This is a genomic window from Plantactinospora soyae, from assembly GCF_014874095.1.
Lineage (GTDB): Bacteria > Actinomycetota > Actinomycetes > Mycobacteriales > Micromonosporaceae > Plantactinospora > Plantactinospora soyae.
In genome coordinates this window covers 1,400,291-1,416,984 of the sequence record NZ_JADBEB010000001.1, presented here as the reverse complement: position 1 = coordinate 1,416,984, position 16,694 = coordinate 1,400,291, and the positions used below count along the sequence as shown (strand labels likewise).

The 16,694-nt window shown below is 66.1% G+C and carries 15 protein-coding genes and 1 pseudogene; 6 read left to right on the top strand and 10 right to left on the bottom strand.

What is annotated here, in order from left to right:
- Positions 1-96 precede the first annotated feature (96 nt).
- Positions 97-2,430, bottom strand: coding sequence for an immune inhibitor A domain-containing protein (locus tag H4W31_RS06250; RefSeq protein WP_225945413.1), 2,334 nt, complete (start codon positions 2,428-2,430; stop codon positions 97-99).
- 474 nt (positions 2,431-2,904) lie between these two features.
- Positions 2,905-4,869 carry an acetate--CoA ligase gene (gene acs / locus H4W31_RS06245; RefSeq protein WP_192765781.1) on the bottom strand — a complete coding sequence of 655 codons (1,965 nt, stop codon included), beginning with the start codon at positions 4,867-4,869 and terminating at the stop codon, positions 2,905-2,907.
- 211 nt (positions 4,870-5,080) lie between these two features.
- Between acs and H4W31_RS06240 the strand changes: the two genes are divergently transcribed.
- Positions 5,081-5,866: a Fic family protein gene (locus H4W31_RS06240; RefSeq protein ID WP_192765780.1), complete on the top strand. Its 786-nt coding sequence runs from the start codon at positions 5,081-5,083 to the stop codon at positions 5,864-5,866.
- A gap of 70 nt (positions 5,867-5,936) precedes the next feature.
- Here H4W31_RS06240 and H4W31_RS06235 read toward each other — a convergent pair whose 3' ends face one another.
- Together H4W31_RS06235 and H4W31_RS06230 are read right to left on the bottom strand one after the other, a co-directional pair.
- Positions 5,937-6,737: an HAD family hydrolase gene (locus H4W31_RS06235; RefSeq protein ID WP_192765779.1), complete on the bottom strand. Its 801-nt coding sequence runs from the start codon at positions 6,735-6,737 to the stop codon at positions 5,937-5,939.
- Between the two features lie 468 nt (positions 6,738-7,205).
- The gene (locus H4W31_RS06230; RefSeq protein WP_192765778.1) at positions 7,206-8,261 is read right to left on the bottom strand and encodes an alpha/beta hydrolase; all 1,056 of its coding nucleotides are present in this window, start codon (positions 8,259-8,261) and stop codon (positions 7,206-7,208) included.
- Positions 8,262-10,149: 1,888 nt separating this feature from the next.
- Here H4W31_RS06230 and H4W31_RS06220 point away from each other — a divergent pair.
- Both H4W31_RS06220 and H4W31_RS42535 read left to right on the top strand, forming a co-directional pair.
- Positions 10,150-10,494 carry a PadR family transcriptional regulator gene (locus tag H4W31_RS06220; RefSeq protein WP_318783049.1) on the top strand — a complete coding sequence of 115 codons (345 nt, stop codon included), beginning with the start codon at positions 10,150-10,152 and terminating at the stop codon, positions 10,492-10,494.
- Positions 10,491-11,147, top strand: a complete 657-nt coding sequence (locus H4W31_RS42535; protein ID WP_225945412.1) for a hypothetical protein — start codon at positions 10,491-10,493, stop codon at positions 11,145-11,147. The genes H4W31_RS06220 and H4W31_RS42535 overlap by 4 nt, the downstream gene beginning before the upstream one ends.
- Positions 11,148-11,391: 244 nt before the next feature.
- Here the strand turns inward: H4W31_RS42535 and H4W31_RS06210 are convergent, their stop codons facing one another.
- The gene (locus H4W31_RS06210) at positions 11,392-12,192 is read right to left on the bottom strand and encodes a hypothetical protein (protein ID WP_192765776.1); all 801 of its coding nucleotides are present in this window, start codon (positions 12,190-12,192) and stop codon (positions 11,392-11,394) included.
- Positions 12,193-12,563: 371 nt separating this feature from the next.
- On the opposite strand from H4W31_RS06210, the gene H4W31_RS06205 reads away from it, so the two are divergent.
- Complete coding sequence (locus H4W31_RS06205; protein WP_192765775.1) at positions 12,564-12,743, top strand: hypothetical protein; 180 nt, start codon at positions 12,564-12,566, stop codon at positions 12,741-12,743.
- Positions 12,744-13,661: 918 nt separating this feature from the next.
- Here H4W31_RS06205 and H4W31_RS44695 read toward each other — a convergent pair.
- Positions 13,662-13,805, bottom strand: a complete 144-nt coding sequence (locus H4W31_RS44695) for a DUF397 domain-containing protein (RefSeq protein ID WP_192765774.1) — start codon at positions 13,803-13,805, stop codon at positions 13,662-13,664.
- Positions 13,774-13,983 (bottom strand): winged helix-turn-helix domain-containing protein, encoded by a 210-nt coding sequence (locus tag H4W31_RS06195; protein WP_225945411.1) that lies wholly within the window; start codon positions 13,981-13,983, stop codon positions 13,774-13,776. Before H4W31_RS06195 ends, H4W31_RS44695 begins: the two co-directional genes overlap by 32 nt.
- Before the next feature lie 302 nt (positions 13,984-14,285).
- On the opposite strand from H4W31_RS06195, the gene H4W31_RS06190 reads away from it, so the two are divergent.
- Positions 14,286-14,495 carry a hypothetical protein gene (locus H4W31_RS06190; RefSeq protein WP_225947831.1) on the top strand — a complete coding sequence of 70 codons (210 nt, stop codon included), beginning with the start codon at positions 14,286-14,288 and terminating at the stop codon, positions 14,493-14,495.
- A 330-nt stretch (positions 14,496-14,825) separates the two neighbouring features.
- Here the strand turns inward: H4W31_RS06190 and H4W31_RS06185 are convergent.
- Both H4W31_RS06185 and H4W31_RS06180 read right to left on the bottom strand, forming a co-directional pair.
- Positions 14,826-15,372, bottom strand: a pseudogene (locus H4W31_RS06185) (transposase); the annotation flags it as partial.
- A gap of 370 nt (positions 15,373-15,742) precedes the next feature.
- Positions 15,743-16,012: a hypothetical protein gene (locus tag H4W31_RS06180; RefSeq protein WP_192765772.1), complete on the bottom strand. Its 270-nt coding sequence runs from the start codon at positions 16,010-16,012 to the stop codon at positions 15,743-15,745.
- Between the two features lie 133 nt (positions 16,013-16,145).
- Between H4W31_RS06180 and H4W31_RS06175 the strand changes: the two genes are divergently transcribed.
- Positions 16,146-16,352, top strand: coding sequence for a hypothetical protein (locus H4W31_RS06175; RefSeq protein WP_225945410.1), 207 nt, complete (start codon positions 16,146-16,148; stop codon positions 16,350-16,352).
- Positions 16,353-16,358: 6 nt separating this feature from the next.
- On the opposite strand, the gene H4W31_RS06170 is transcribed toward H4W31_RS06175, so the two are convergent.
- The gene (locus tag H4W31_RS06170) at positions 16,359-16,664 is read right to left on the bottom strand and encodes a hypothetical protein (RefSeq protein WP_192765771.1); all 306 of its coding nucleotides are present in this window, start codon (positions 16,662-16,664) and stop codon (positions 16,359-16,361) included.
- Positions 16,665-16,694 lie beyond the last annotated feature (30 nt).

Here is a 16,694-nt window from a genome sequence, read left to right as displayed (position 1 = left end):
GCCGGGTGCCGGGAGCGCATCGGGGGCCGGGAGTTGAGAACGGACCGGGGCCGGAAGCGCGATGCGCCTCCGGCCCCGGCCGTGTCGACTACCGGATCAGTTGGTGACCTTGATGATTGCCAGGTCGCTGATCAGGCGGTTCTCCAGCAGAAGCTCGATCTTGGTGCCGGTGCCGGCGACCTTGACCGAGTTCATCGGGTTCTGCGCGGACCAGTAGCGGTCCGCCTGCGAGTCGTTGAACACCGTCACCGGGTTCAGCTTCGGCACCGTGGTCGGCACACCGTTCAGGTGGAACGTCTGCGCCGGCTTGGTGAACCTGCTGAACGTGGCGTCGTAACCGCCCCGCCGGTTGGTGATGTTGCCAACGCCCGGAACCGTGATCGGACCCGGCCGAACGTCGACCGGCAGGTTCAGACCGAAGCCCGGGTGGTCGATGGTGTCGTTGTCGTCGTACGCGTAGTTCACGTACCAGACCAGCAGGCCCTGGTGGTTCTTGAACCGCTCCACGAAGTCCGGCCGCGTGCTCGTCCAGCCGAAGTTGTAGGGGCCGGTCTCCAGGGTCTTGTCGTACCCGTAGTAGGTCCGGTACTCCGCGATGTAGAACTGCGGAACCTCTTCGACGATCTTGCCGGTGAACCGGGTGAAGCCATCCGCGGTCCAACCCGGGTCCACCGTCTCGGCACCATCGGTCCAGACCGCGGCACCGTTCTTGACCAGCGAGACGTTGTCCAGGAACGCACCCTCGAAGTTCGTTCCGGCGTCACTCGCGTAGCGGTAGCGGAACTGGACGGTCTGTCCGACGTACGCCGCCAGGTCGTAGTTGAGGTCGATCCACTCGCCCTCGGTGGAGCCGTCGATGCCCTTCTCGGGGGTACCGCCGACCTCGGGCTCGTCGATCAGCGGGTGGTCCAGCGGGGTCCAGGTGGAACCGCCGTTCGTCGACACCTCCGCGTAGAGGTAGTCGAAGTCCTCCTCGATGTTGTACCAGGCCTTCGCGTTGATGGACGCGGTGGTGGCTCCGGTCAGGTCGAGGGGCCGGGCCAACGTGCTCGTGAGGTCGTCGGCGCTGCCGCTCCACCACTCGTACTGTCCCGCGAACGGAGTGTTGAGTTCGGTGCTGACCTCCTGGTCGGGCAGGTTCACCACGACCGCCTGGGCGAGACCGTCGGTGTCACCGGCCGCCCCGAGGGTGGCGTACGTGGTGCCGCTGTCGTAGTCGACGCTCGAGTAGTTCAGCCAGCCCATGTAGAGCTTCGACCACGGGTCGAAGTAACCCGGGGTGGAGCCGATGTCCTCCTTGCCGTGGTTCAGCCACGAACCGGAGGCCATGGCGCTCCAGAACCCGACGCCGTTGTCGCCACCCTGGGTGTCGTACAGGTCGGGCAGGCCGAGGTCGTGGCCGTACTCGTGCGCGAAGACGCCGAGGCCGCCGTTCTCCGGCTCCGTGGTGTAGTCACGGATCCAGATCCCGCTGTCGCCGATCTGCACGCCGCCGTGCTTGTTGAAGTCCGGTCCGGCGCTACCCGCCAGGTCCGTGAACGCGGACCAGCGGTGCGACCAGATCGCGTCGGCACCCTGGGCGCCGCCGCCGGCCTCCTCGCCCTCACCAGCGTGTACTGCCTGGAAGTGGTCGATGTAGCCGTCCGGCTCGTTGAAGTCGCCGTCGTTGTCGTAGTCGGACCGGTCCCAGATGTCGAACTGCTTCAGGTACGTCTGGATTTCGGCGTTGCTCTTGCCCGCCGCGACCTGCGACTCGTACCAGGCGGTGGCGGTGTCCTTGACGAAGGCCCAGTAGCCGTCCCGCTCGGCGATCTCGTTGCTGCCGTACCGGGCCTCGTTGAACGGGACCGAGACCCAGTCGCTGACGTCACCGCCGACCGTGTACCGGCCGCCGGACTGCTTCAGGTAGAAGTCCCGCATCGACTCCTTCTTGGTGCTGTAGAAGAGGTCCATGTATGACTGCCGGCTGAAGTCGGAACGCCAGATCGTGCTGTTGTCGTCCGTCGCGCTGCCGTCGTAGACACGGTCGCGCGGGGGGATCTGGTTGTGCAGCGGACCATCGGTGCCGCCGGTACGTGGGTCCTTCTGGTTGCCGAACTCCACCAGGATGCTGAAGATCGGGTCGACCTTCGCAGGCTGCTGGTACTCGACGAACCGGTCGGCCTTGACCTGGATGACCTTTGACCCGTTCCGGGTCTGCAGCTTGGCCTTGCCGGAGATCAGGTCGGCGATGGCCTGCTTGCGGACCTCTCGCTCCTGATCGGCGAATGGGTCGGGCAGGTTGTCGGCCCGGTGGGCCGCTCCCTGGGGCTCCCGATCGACGGAAGCCGGAGCCGGCGCCGGAGCGCCGTACGCCGGCACGGCGACCGCACTGGCGGCCAACAGCGCGGCTGTGGCACCTGCCAGGCCGGCCGTGACTCGTCTCCTCAAAGGTCCTCCTCCTTTGTGGAAGTGTTACAGAACAGGCCGGCTCATGGCGGGCACTGTCATTAGACGCCACCACCTTTGCAGATGTATCGAATGCTGTCACGGGGGCCAGACACGCCATCCTGGCCGGTCGATCCCCGTCTAATCAGGGCGAAAACTTTCTAACGGGCATCTATTTTCCGGTATGCGCATGTCACGATTCGGCCACGGTCGAAACCTTGCCGGCAGGTCGCACGTCTAGTTGCGGACAGCACTGTGTCCGAAACCGGACCCGCTCGCTGACCCGCCCACCCACCTGCACGACGACGGCGTACGCACGCGGCCACTCCCGGCGACGGTGCGTCCGGACGACCACACTCTGTGACGACGATGGGCGGGCCCGCAGTGGGCCCGCCCATCCTCGTGGTGGCGGAATCGCCGGCTGACCCGGGTCAGCTTTCGTCTGCCCCCGGGTCACCCCGCCGTCGAGGCGGTCGGTCAGTCCTCGTCGGACTTGCCCGAGTTCATGCCGGCCGAGATCAGTTCCATCACCGAGGAGTCCTGCAACGTCGTCACGTCGCCGAGGGAGCGGTTCTCGGCCACGTCCCGGAGCAGTCGACGCATGATCTTGCCCGAACGGGTCTTCGGCAGCTCCGCGACCAGCATGATCTGGCGCGGCTTGGCGATCGGGCCGAGCGTCTTCGAGACGTGCTCACGTAGCTCGGCGATCAGGGCCTCGCCGGCCTCGCCCGAGGTGTCGACGTGACCGCGCGGGATGGTGAACGCGACGATCGCCTGTCCGGTGGTCGGGTCGGTCGCGCCGACCACGGCGGCCTCGGCAACCGACGGATGCGAGACAAGCGCGGACTCCACCTCCGTCGTCGAGATGTTGTGTCCCGACACCAGCATCACGTCGTCGACCCGGCCGAGCAGCCACAGGTCGCCGTCGTCGTCCTTCTTCGCCCCGTCCCCGGCGAAGTACAGCCCCTCGAACCGGGACCAGTAGGTGTCGACGAACCGCTCGTCGTCACCCCAGATGGTGCGCAGCATCGACGGCCACGGCTCACGGAGCACCAGGAAGCCGCCGCCACCGTTCGGCACCGACTCGGCCTGGTCGTCGACCACGTCGGCACTGATGCCCGGCAACGGGCGCATCGCGCTGCCCGGCTTGGCGGCCGTCACGCCCGGCAACGGGGAGATCATCATCGCGCCCGTCTCGGTCTGCCACCAGGTGTCGACGACCGGGCACTCGCCCCGGCCGATGTTCTCCCGGTACCACATCCACGCCTCGGGGTTGATCGGCTCGCCGACGCTGCCGAGCAGGCGCAGCGACGACAGGTCGTACTGCTCGGGGATGTCCGCGCCCCACTTCATCATCGTGCGGATCAGCGTGGGCGCGGTGTAGAGGATGCTCACCTTGTGCTTCTGGATCAGCTCCCAGAACCGGCCCCGGTGCGGGGTGTCCGGGGTGCCCTCGTACATCAACTGGGTCGCGCCGTTGGCGAGCGGGCCGTAGACGATGTACGAGTGCCCGGTCACCCAGCCGATGTCCGCGGAGCACCAGTAGACGTCCGTCTCCGGCTTCAGGTCGAAGACCGCGTGGTGGGTGTACGCGACCTGGGTCAGGTACCCGCCCGAGGTGTGCAGGATGCCCTTCGGCTTGGCCGTGGTGCCGCTCGTGTAGAGGATGAACAGCGGGTGCTCGGCGTCGAAGGCCTCGGCGGTGTGCTCGGCCGAGGCGGTCTCCACCGTCTCGTGCCACCACAGGTCCTTGTCCGTCCAGTCGACCTCCTGACCGGTACGCCGGACCACCAGGACGTGTTCGATGCTCGGACACCGGCTGACGGCCTCGTCCACCGTCGGCTTGAGCGCCGACGGCTTGCCCCGCCGGTAACCACCGTCGGCGGTGATCACCACCTTGGCGCTCGCGTCCTCGATCCGGTTGGAGAGCGAGTCGGCGGAGAAGCCGCCGAAGACGACGCTGTGGGTGGCCCCGATCCGGGCGCAGGCGAGCATCGCGACCGCCGCCTCCGGAATCATCGGCAGGTAGATCGCCACCCGGTCCCCGGCGACGACGCCCAGGTCGGTCAGTGCGTTGGCCGCCTGGCTGGTCATCGCGAGCAGGTCGGCGTACGTGATGGTGCGGTTGTCGCCGGGCTCGCCCTCCCACTCGATGGCCACCCGGTCGCCGTTCCCGGCGAGAACGTGCCGGTCGAGGCAGTTGTAGGCGACGTTGAGCTGCCCGCCCACGAACCACTTGGCGAACGGCGGATTGGACCAGTCGAGGATCTGGTGCCACTCCTTCGACCAGTCCAGCCGGCCGGCCTGCCGGGCCCAGAACGCCAACCGGTCCGCGGCGGCCTCGTCGTAGGCGGCGGCGGTGACGTTGGCGGCGGCGGCAAGGTCGGCCGGCGGCGGGAACTGCCGGGTCTCCTGCAACAGGTTTGCCAGAGTCTCGCTCATGGTGGGGGCTCCTCAGGCGTCGCGTGACGTGTGTTCGGTAGGAGGTTAATCGGCGTGTCGTGGCTGGTGCGAGGGATCTGGAGCGCTCCGGCACCGACGCGCGCCGAATGGCCGACTTCCGGCGCTCGCCGGTCCCCTGGCCGGGCGGGCCCCGCACCGAACGGGTCGCGCCGGCGACGGGAGTCCCGACCCTGGGAACTACGGTGGCAGAGTGCCGACCGATCCGCTCGCCCCGCTGCTCAGCCTCGCCGACATCGCACCCGCCGTGGACCGGGCCCGCGAGCGGGTCGACGAGGCGCTGCGGCACCGCGCGCTGCGCCGGCAGGGTGGCCAGGTCGCGGCCGAGGTCAGCCTGCGGTCCGCGGTGGCCAGTTCCGCCCTGGAGGGGTACGTCCACGAGCGTGAGGCCGTCCGGGCCGGCACCGTCACCGATCCGGTGCTACAGGGCGCCCTGCGGGTCGCCGGTGCGCTGCCGGGGCTGGCCGACCTGTGGCCCAGGGCGCCCCGCCAGGTGCTGGCCAAGCTGCACACCCTGGCGGCCCGGGGCACCGTACCCGAGGACGAACTCGGCCGTCCGATTCCGGCACCCGAGCCCGGCGTCGACTCGCCGGCTGGAGATTCGATCGCACTGCGTGCGCTCAGCGCCCGGTTGGACGGCCTGGCCGGCCTGGTCGTCGGCGGAACCTCGGTGTCACCGCTGATCCTCGCCGCGGTGGTGCACGGAGAACTGCTCGCGTTACGGCCCTTCGCCGGGCCCTCCGGGGTGGTCGCCCGGGCCGCCGCCCGGCTCACCCTGCTCGCCACCGGTCTGGACCCGCGCGGACTGATCGCGGTCGACCTGGGCCACCTGGAACGCGAACCGGAGTACGTCGGCGCGGCCGGCGCCTTCGCCACCGGCACCTCCGACGGGGTCCGCTCCTGGCTGCGCCACTACGCCACGGCCGTCGAGATCGGCGCCGACCAACTGGTCACCATCGGCGACGAGGCCCTCGCCTGAGTGCAAGGAAGGGCCCCTTCTTATCGTTTTCTGTATAGGAAGGGCCCCTTGTTAACTCTTGCCGAGCGGGTCAGGCGGTGGTGGCGCGGGCCCGGCGGTGCCGGCCGTACCAGGCGATGCCGATGGCGACGCCCACGCCGACTCCGATGGCCGCCGCCGCGACCGGTACGGCAGGACGTTCCCGGAGCCGCCGACCGAGCGGTACGGGGTGCCGGAACTCCAGTACCGGCCAACCGTTCTCGGCGGCCAACTTGCGCAGTGCCCGGTCCGGATTGACGGCGCTCGGGTGCCCGACACACTCCAGCAGGGGACGATCGCTGACCGAGTCGGAGTACGCGTACGACTGGTCGAGGTCGTAGCCACGTTCCCGGGCCAGCTCGCCGACCGCGTCGACCTTGCTGGGCCCGGCGGCGTAGAACTCCACCTCGCCGCTGTAGCGCCCGTCCACCACCGACATCCGGGTCGCGATGACGTCGGCGACGCCGAGCAGTTCGCCGATCGGCCGGACCATCTCCTCACCGGAGGCGGAGACCAGTACGACGTCCCGCCCGGCGGCCTGGTGCTCCTCGATCAGCGCGGCGGCCTCGGCGTACACGTAGGGGTTGATCAGCTCGTGCAGGGTCTCGGCGACGATCTGGCGGACCTGGTCCACCGGCCAGCCCTTGCAGAGTGCGGCCAGGTAGTCCCTGGTACGCGCCATCGTCTGCTCGTCGGTGCCGCCCAGCCGGAACATGAGCTGGGCGTACGCGGATTTGACCACGTCTCGACGCGTGATCAACCCGTCCCGGTAGAACGGCCGACCGAACGCCAACGCGCTCGACTTGGCGATGACGGTCTTGTCCAGATCGAAAAAAGCGGCGCTTCGGCCCACGGCGCGAAAGTCTAGCCGGATGGTCTATGGTCACCGGGTGCGCGGGGTCACCTTTGGCACCTGCCGACCGGTTACCGACTGATCGGTTGATCAGCCCGCCTGGTGATCACTGTCACACTGCGAAGGCAAACTTTCGCAGGGAGTGGAAGTTAACGCCACTCGACGTATACGGGTCGACTCAGGCATGCTTGTATTTACGACACACTTTCATATCCTCTGTGCTCGGTAGACCTCGGCGGTCGCACCCCCCGTGACCGCTGAGCGGGTTCGGCTCGACCCCCCCGGAGCCGAACCCCAGACGACCCCCGTCTCCCCCCGACGGGGGTCGTCGCTTTTCCGGATACTCGCCGGTACGTCCGCTTCGACGCTGGTCAACCCCCGGTCGTACGCAACCGTCGTGCCCTGCCAAGGCGGGAAGTCACCGGCCGCGCCGCCGGTTCCAGCGATCGGCGCCGGACACATCGTGGGTCAGCCGCCGTGGTGCAGGGCCCGGTTCAGGGTCATCGCGGCCTGGGCGGTGAGGGACCGGGCGGCCTGGGTACCGGCCAGCGAGTCGAGCATCGCCATGTCGTGGATGATCCCCTGGTACCGGACCAGGGTGACCGGAACGCCGGCCTGACGCAGCTTCGACGCGTACGCCTCGCCCTCGTCGCGCAGCACGTCCGCCTCGTTGGTCGTGATCAGTGTGGGCGGCAGGCCCTTCAACTGGTCGATGCCGGCGTGCAACGGCGACGCCATCGGGTTCGACCGCTCGGCCCGGTCGGGCAGGTACTGGTCCCAGAACCACATCATCTGCTCCCGGCCGAGGTAGTAACCATCGGCGAACTCCCGATAGGACCCGGTCTCGAAGTTGGCGTCGGTGACCGGGTAGAGCAGGACCTGTTCGGCGAAGCGGGGGCCGTTGCGCTGGTTGGCCAGCATCGTCAGCACCGTGGCCATGTTCCCGCCCACCGAGTCGCCGGCGACGGCCATCCGGGAGGGGTCCAGGCCGTAGTCACCGCCCTGGGCAGCTATCCACTGCGCCACCGCGTAGCACTCCTCGATCGCCGTCGGGTACCGCGCCTCCGGTGACCGGCTGTACTCGGGGAAGACGATGGCCGAGTGGGACTGCACGGCGAGTTCCCGGATGAGCCGGTCATGGGTGTGGGAGTCCCCGAACACCCAGCCCGCGCCGTGCAGGTAGAGCACTGCCGGAAGCAGCCCGCCGACCCCCTTCGGTTGCATCATCTCGTGTGCGGCGGACCGGACCCGATCGAGCAGTTTGCCGCCGCCCACACCGTTGTGCCGGGGTCCCTCGCCCCTGGGCCGGACGATCCGGACGGGAACCTGACCGGACGGGCCACCCGGCACCATGATGTCCTCGATGTCCACCTCGGGCCTCGGTGTGTTGCCGGACTGTAGTTCGGCCAGCTTCGCCCGCCCCTTCTCCGGCCCGAGTTGGAACAGGAACGGCGGGTTCGCGGTCATCCGGGCCACCTCCTGCGCGGCCGGCTCCAGCACGACGGTGCTCACGGACTGCGCCATGACGGCTCCTCCCCTGAAGGCTTCCCTGCGGGAAGCGGATGGTTCATGCGGTCGCGTACCCGTAGCGCCCGGGGATATTTGCGGCGCCGCCCGACGCCCGCCGGGCCCGCCGTCCGCGCGCCGTCCCCGCACCCGCGCCCGGAAAACCCCTTCCCGGGTACGGCGGAAGCCGCAGCGACCAGTGCCTGATTGGTACCGCAATGCGACGGTTCGCTTAGCAGATCCACTCGGCCGGGAGCAGTTATCCACAGCCGGCTCAGTTATCCACAGCTCGGCATTCGGGGCGTTTCCGATGGGTGGCTCGGCCGCCAAGGTGTGCCGGGTAACCGGACCATCCGTTGGAGCCGGATCCCCCGCTGGAGGACGTGATGCCACCGCGTACCCCGGTCCGTTCCCCGTCCGGGGTATGGAGATGTGGGTGTGTAGGTCCCACGGGTCCGGGTGGTCCCAGCGTCTCTGCGTAGCGCTCAGCGTCTCCGGCGGTTGGCCCGTAGTAACAGGTCCAGGACCCCTCGCGCGTCTACCCGTCGCTTGGGGTCGGGGTGTGCCGACGCGAGCACCGCGATGATGCCGACCAGGATGAAGTATCCCAGGGCAAGAGCGCTGGCTACCCAAGCGCCGGCCTGGAGCTGTGTGGGCACACTGATCCCCTTGTTAGTGGGCTAATCCCAGTGCCGCCAAGCTCTAGCTGCGGACCCTTAGCACGCTGCTACAAGACCCCGCGGGCGCTGCCGCTGATCCACATCAGACACCTGGGTGGGATGCCCGTTGTCCGGGCCCGGAAAGGGCTCCGAGTTGTTCGCTGAGCGAGTCGCCGATTTGACCGGGGGATCGATTTGGCCCGTGTCCGGATTGGCAACCTCCGACCCGCTGGGCGGGTCAGATCGCCAACCGCGAGCGACCGTCTCGGGCTGGTCCTGTTTCTGGAGTTGGCAACGTCGTGGTGGACCTGGGGACCTCGGTGAAGTTGTGGATAACGAAGTGGAGCGTCCAACTATTCGACATCTGTGCTGGTCAAGCCCCTGTGGAAAAGACTCTGCGTAACCCGTCAAAGTGGGTAAGTCGGTCCTCGGTGCTGCGCTCGGGTGCTGACCGACCGGGCGTGACCGGCGGGGCGACTATGCTGCTCGATAGCACCAAGCAGGACGACCTACTGATCGAGATCAAGGCGGGCACTTCGCCGTCTCCGATCCGGAGGGAGGCAGCCGCCCCCTCGACTCGATCACGCGAGGTCTGAATGCCTGATGCGCAGGGAGCACCCATCCCAAGCCCACCGCCTGAAACCGGCACCCGGTGGAAGAAGGTGGGCGAAGTGAGCCTCTTGATCCTTAAGGTGCTCACGGCAGTTGCGACACTCCTGGGCGTGATCACGTCCGGAAACGGGTGTGGACCCGCCTGACCTACCGGTCGACGGGCCCACTCCAGCGAGAGGGTTCCTCCGCCTCGCGCCCTAGTAAGCAGGGGCGGGGGTTCCTCTGCTGCATGCCTGCATGCACTATGCACCCCGAAGTGTTGCACAGCTTCACCCTCAGGGAACAGGCATCCCCCCGTTTTAATCCCTCCCACCAGCGCATATGTGCTACCGCTGAGGTGTTGCGAGACCTATACATGCCGACCGTGATTGTGCACCTCCGAGGCGGCCCGGCTGACGGAGTTGTTCGGGATCTGCCCGCCGGGAGCAACGGGCGACCGCCGGAGCAGTGGATCCTGGCCCAGCGGAACGACGTGCCGGGTATGACCCCTGAGACGGACCACCTGTACGAGTTGGAGCCACAACCGGCGGACGACGGGACCTGGACGATGACCTACGTCCGGACGGACCGGCGGGTGGAAAACGATCAATAGAGATAGCTTGTTCTCTACCTAGGGGGCTTGGTAGAGTTCCACTATGGTCAAGCCCAGCGGCCTTCGGATGACGATGCCTACCCAGGCCGTCCTTCGTGGCCTTCTTGAGCACCCCACCCGCGAGATGTACGGGCTCCAGGTCTGCGAAGCTGCCGGCCTGCCCAGCGGCACGGTGCACCCCATCCTTGCCCGCCTTGAGGGACTGGGCTGGTTGGAGTCTCGGTGGGAGGAGGTCAACCCTGCCGAGGCGGGCCGGCCTCGCCGGCGCTACTACCGACTGAGTCCCGACGGTGCGGAGCAAGCTCGTCACGCCCTGGCCAACGCGCGCAGTCCCCTTGCTGGCTTGGCTGGCTGGACTGATAATCCCGCCCTCGGCGGTGCGCGATGAGCAAGATCGTGCTCCGTCGTGACAAGAGCCTGCGACTCCTCGGACAGAGTATTCAGATAGCACATGCCATCGAGGCTGCTCGCGCCGACAGCGCTGAAGGTGCTGTAGGCAAGGCACTCGTTAGTCATCTAAACCGGGTCGGCAATGACCTAACTGCCTTGGAAGCCCAGTTAATGAGCATCGAGCCAAGCACCGCTGAGTCCAGGTTTGCATTCGGTGCTGCTGTCCGCCTCGGCCAGACTATTGGCCTGGAACTCGCCAAGCTTGAGCTTGAGCTTCAGCATATAGATATTGGCGCTCCGAAATTTACGCTTTCGCAGGCTGAGGAGTATGCAAGGGAGCTTGTCGGCACTCTAAATCTGATCCATGAGCAAAAGGCGACCTCGGGCCTACGTTGGCCGAAAGCAAAGGCTAACACCGACATTTGGCGCCCCAACCGCGCAGCAGTTCAAATTCTTGCCGGCCTGACACGGATACTGCCTGAGACGAATCGCCCACGTTACGCCGAGGAGTTCCGTTCCGAACTGTGGGAACTAGCCAGATCGGGTGCAACCTGTACTCAGCAGTTAATGTACGCCATCAGGTTGTTCGACCGGGCTTGGCAACTCCGTGCCGAGCTTCGTGACGCGTCGATCCGACGAGCCCGGTCATGAACCCGCGCTCGGCACCCCTTGGCCTGCTGGCAGCGAGCGGAGGCGCCGGGGCTCTGGTCATGGCAGGTGCGCCCTGGTGGGTGATCGCCGCAACGATTGGCGGGGGTGTCGGTCTTGCCGCGTTGCAGACGGTGTTCCCGCAGGACTCACGGCATCGGCTCGACTGGTGGTGTCGGAGGTGGGAGCGGAAGGGCCGACGCTCGACAGTTCAGCAGCCCGAACTGCCCGCACCGTAACTCGGGGACTAGTCGTCCGAGAAGGGTGCAGCGGCACGTTGTTCGTACAACTGTCGAGCGGTGTGGACGAGCGCAAGCGACGCATGGACCCCCGCCGTGAAGAGCGGGACGGGTGCGCTGACTCGCACGTTGTGGACGCCAGGGCCAAACGACCCCATGACTTCTAGGTCGAGCAGGGGGAGCACCCACTTATCTCCGTGGGCAAGAGCGCTACAGATACGCCAGAAGATCACGGCCAAATGCTGGCCGTTGTCGTCGCGCAGGCCGGCTACTTTCTCCGCCTCTTTCAAGACTTCCGTGATCGTTAGATGTGCCGTTAGCTCGGCGTGATCTATGCCCGTGGTATCAGCAAGCCCAAAAACGCGATCTTGCCTCCGTTGTACCTCGTCCGACCCGGGAATGTCAGCGACACGGAAGAAGCGCTGCATCTCCTGGAGACTCTTCATCTCAAGGCGGAGGCGACGGGTAAGCCTTTCGGGTCGTCCGGCTGGTGCAACGAGCCAGACGGCCGCAGCAGCGTTCTCAAGTGCAGCTCGGATCAGGGTGAAGGGCGCGTAGGTGTGTAGAGCGACGTGCGCAGGGTCCCTCCCTGTGAGCGTTCTGCGGAGCGCATGGAGATGGTCCACCCCCGCACCCACCGACTGTATGGCTGCGTGACTCACCTCGTGAGGATGTGTCCTACGGTCGTCACCCGCCAGCGAGCTCCCCGGTGCGGGGGTCCCTGTCTGCTCCTTGGCCCAAGACTCAACGACGTCGAGTCGGCCCATCATCGCGGCCAGGGCCTGAGCTTCCGTATCGCTGACGGTCATGGCCGGACACGGTAGCCCTGGATGGCTTCGAGCGCCATTGACTTTCTGGGCCATGTGTGAAAATAGTGGGGACGGCGTTATTTGCGGGTCTGTGGCCTGCCCGCCGTATATATCCGGCCTGACCTGAGGTCCACCGGAATCCAGCCAATCGATCAGAGGTCGACGCTGGGCACATGTTCGCCAACAGAGGGAGAGGTGATGGGGAGACGTGGCCGGCTAACTCAATTCCCGGTAGAAACACGACTTCAGATCTCGGAGGCAATGCTCACGACTCTTGACGTGCTTGCGGCTATCCGGGGCGAATACCGATCAGAAACCCATGCGGCACTTGATTGCGGTTGGACTTAACCACGAGATGAAAGGACGAACTGATGGCTCACGAGCGAGCGGACGCGGACGAGCGGGAAAGCGCACTCGGCAATCTATATCGGGAGATCGCCTCGCTGGAGGAGACGGCGCTTAAGGCCCAGGCGCGCGAGCAGGGTCGGGCGGTGGAGGCCGCTGCCGAGCGGCAGGAGCTTGGCGACAAGTTCCCCGCAGTCCGCGGTTGAGATGAACCAGCACGAGCAAGTCGCCGAGTACCTGGCCTCGTTGGTCGACCGGCTCAGATGAGTCCGAGTTCGGCGGTGTGGCTGGTGATCCCCAACCGTTCCCGCACGCACCGACGGCGTCCGAACGGTTGCACCAGATCCACGCCATGGACCCGACGGACTTCACCACGTGCGTCCACACCGAGCAAGCCGCACTGCCTATCCATTGGAGCTGACATGCAGGACCCATTCAACGTCACCCGGATCGCCGACATGAGGGCTGCCATCAGGGAGACTCCACTCAACGGCGAGCAGAGCGACTTAGCTCACCGTGCCCTGGCCTGGCCGTGAAGGAATGGCGACGCAAGAAGAAGGGTCGATACCAGGAGGGTGTGGCGAGGCGCGACGAGAACCATGACGAGCTGGTGTCGACGGCTCGCCGGACCTGGCGATCCGGCTGAGCCTTGCCGGGGCGGGCGGTCCGTTCTTGCAGACGTTCCGCTCACATGGCCGACTACATCCTGCAATCCCCATGATTGGTGTGGATTGTGGATGATCTCTGACTGCCTCCGGCGTAGGACAGAGATGATGGGTCGCTGTTGAGGGAGGTTTGGTTTAGGGCGCTCGCCTGCATATTCAAGTGCATGGTGGCTTGGCGGGTTCACTCACGGGTGGACAAGCTGATCTAAGACATTCACTGAGATCCCCGTTGCCGGAGTCAGGGACTGAGCCAGACCAGTGTTCGCACTGGTTGGGCTGGGTTCTGTACTCCCCGCCCAATCAGGGAGGGGGACCGATGAACTTTACAAGTTCTCGAACCGCTTGCGTCGCATGGTGGCTGGGCCCTTGCTGTGACCTTCACTGCCTCGGTCGCTGGCCGGATCATCATCACGCGAATGGCCTTGCGCGGGTCCGATCCTAAGGACCGTCCCAACATCATCAAGGCCGTTGCGGAGTTGTTCCGCTGGTGGAGGCGATGAACGTACGCCAAGCCGCAGGATCGAACGCCAGCACCGGGCCGCCCTGATCCTTGCTGTCGCGGACCTCGGCGCTAGCCCGCAGGCTTCGTGACGAACACGCCACGCCCGGGTTGGCCGTCCACCAGGCCCTGGGTTTTCAGCCTGACCATGACGAACCGGATGACTGTCTCCGACACCTCGTACTTGGCGCGTAGAGCCGCCGTGCTGGGCAGCTTCTCACCTGGCTTGAGGTTTCCTTCGGCGATCTGCTGCGCAATGTCGTCAGCGATCTGCACGTACATCGGTTCTGCCAACGCAGCCCCCTCCCACGATCAATAGCAAACACGAACGTGATCCAGGAGGGTGTTACGGGGTACGGTGGGTACACGGCGTGTACTAGGTAACGTAGGCTGGAGGTCCGGATGTTCTGGATCAGGTGGCTCCGACACGAGGCTGCACGGATCGTCACCCGCCACGGGCCGGTGTGGTCCACCCTCCACAACCGAACGGTCTGCCGCTGCGGTGAGACGTGCCAGCGGGTCAAGATGCGCAACCAGGGCCGGCACTGGTGAACCGGACCCCGGTAACGGGCGATGTGGTCGGCGTGGGGGCTGGCGCAAGCGTGCAGTTCGGCGGCGGGCGGAAATTCATGCTGCGGGTGGCGACGGTAGACCCCCGGCCGACGTACCACGGGTGGCTGTGGCTCACCGGCTACGTGGTCGACGCGGGTGGCAAGGCGCTCGACCGGCGGGAGGTCTTCGTACAGGTAGCCGGGCTGGTGCTGCTCCGGGATTCGTATCGACGTCCGGCATGACGCTAGTCCGCACTACCTCCGACCTCCGGTGCCACGATCGGCCGGGGGTCGGTGGGTTCAGCTCACAACGTCACGCACGCGTCGTCGTGTCCGCCGCACCAGTCGATGCACACCACGACGTCCCGGCCGTTGCGGTTGGTCACGTACCCATCGATAGCGTCCATCGTGTATTTGCAGCACGCGCACATGGTGGCCACGTTGTATGCGCGGTTGGTGGCGAACACGATCCGACCGTGACCCGGGGCCGCGATGATGGTCGCGTGCAGCTGGGGATCGTCGCACCCGACCATCCGCGTGCCATTGTTCATCGGGGTGGCTTTCCCAACGATCGTGCCGTCCCGTCGAGGATGTTGATGATCGTTGGCCCGTCGTCAGCGCGTCCATCCAGACGAAGGTGTAGGGCCCCGTGTCGAGGGGTCGGTTGCGGAACGCTTCGACCTGGGCGTCGAGATGCGCCGCCATCTCCGAGACCTGCGACTTCGGCAGCTGTCTGATCCCGAGTTGCTCGACGAGTTTTTCGACCCGTCGGGTGGAGACTCCGAGCAGGTACGACGTGGCCACGACCGAGACCAGGGCCTGTTCGGCACGCCGTCTGTGGGTCAGCAGCCAGTCCGGGAAGTACGAACCCGTGCGTAGCTTCGGAACAGCCAGGTCGATCGTGCCGGCGCGGGTGTCCCACTCCCGGGCCCGGTAGCCGTTGCGGGAGTTGACCCGCTCCTCGCTGCGCTGTCCGTACGGTGCACCGCAGATCGCGTCCGCCTCGGCGGACATCAACGCCTGCGCGAACGTCTTCACCATCGTCCGCAACGTCCGGCAAGGCGGACTCCACCTGCTCGCGTAGCAGGTCAGCAGAGTTCACACTCTCAGATGCGGCCATCGCGTTGTCTCCTTCGTTGTTGACTTAGCCGTCTCGAAGGATCGCGCGGTGGCCGTCTCCCATCTACGCAACACGCCCAGCACGGGCAAGTCGTACACCACTCCCGTGGACGTGACCATCATGGATGACAGAGCAGCACGAGGACGCCACCGCAGCCTTCCTGGCCGAGGCGGGGCGCCTCAAGTGGACAGGGTGGTGAATCGCTGACGTCCGGGTCCCCGAGTCGGGTGGCCGAGCATTCGTACCGGACGGGGTTCGTCGCGTTTGTGCTCGCGGTGATGGAGGGTGCGAGTCTCGCTCTCGCTGGTGCTGGGTGTGTCGAGTTGGCGTGGCGGTGGCGGGAACACCTACTTGACCGGCGTGTAGCAACCTAACGGCGGAGGATCAACGTCCAGGTCGACTCAGGCCTGCTTGGCATCAGCCGGTCAATGATCGGGGCCCACATCGCTGGCGGAACAAGGTCGTCGGCACGCTTCCAGACGGTCCACCGCTCGGCGCCGACGGCATTCAGGAGCGCGAGGAAGTTGTCGCCGCGAAGCTTCTGTACACCACGCATGTCTTCTAGTTCGCCCTTGTATTTGAGGTGCCTGCCTGTGCCCTGAGGGAAGAGGTGCAGGTACGCGTATTCGATGTTGCCCATCGGGGAATTGTCGGTGGCACGGGGCGAACTCGGGGGTTGCTGGTCGAGTTCCCGACAGTGCGACGTGCAGGTGGGTCACGTTTTGTCGGCCTGACCTGCTGAAACGTCGCCCGTTGCCGCTACCCTGCGGCACATGGTCACGGAGATGGTGGTGCTGGTCGGCGGGCCGGGCGCGGGCCAGCAGGTGGAGGTGGCCGGCGGCACGGTGGTGTGGCGTTCTTGCCTGTATGAGCGGACCGGTGAGCATCGGCGGATGCGGGGTGTTGAGGTGCGGGCGCACGGGCATCGGCCGGACTGCTGCGAGGGCCACGGGCGGGGCGACACCGATGTGTGTGAGTGACGAGGATCAGCCGCCTTCCCCGCAATCGGGAAGATCTCGATGCGAGTTGGGTATCTCTTTCAGGGTCCCGCCAGAGATTAGTTTCCACAGAGCCGAGATGTCGCTGTACTGCGCAGATTCCCCGGAGGGCAAGCGCCAATCTCCATAGAAGTCAGTGAAATACAGCGCAACAAACGAAGCGATGTAGGGCTGATCGATCACGCCGGGCTCGGCAGTCTTTGTGAGGTGGGATGCTAGTTTGTCGCTGTAGTCGATGCTGTAGCTTGTGGTCGAGCATGGCTGAATGACAATTCCTGGCAGTGCCAAGAGCATTGGCCCAGATCCACGGGACCCGGGTTGCTT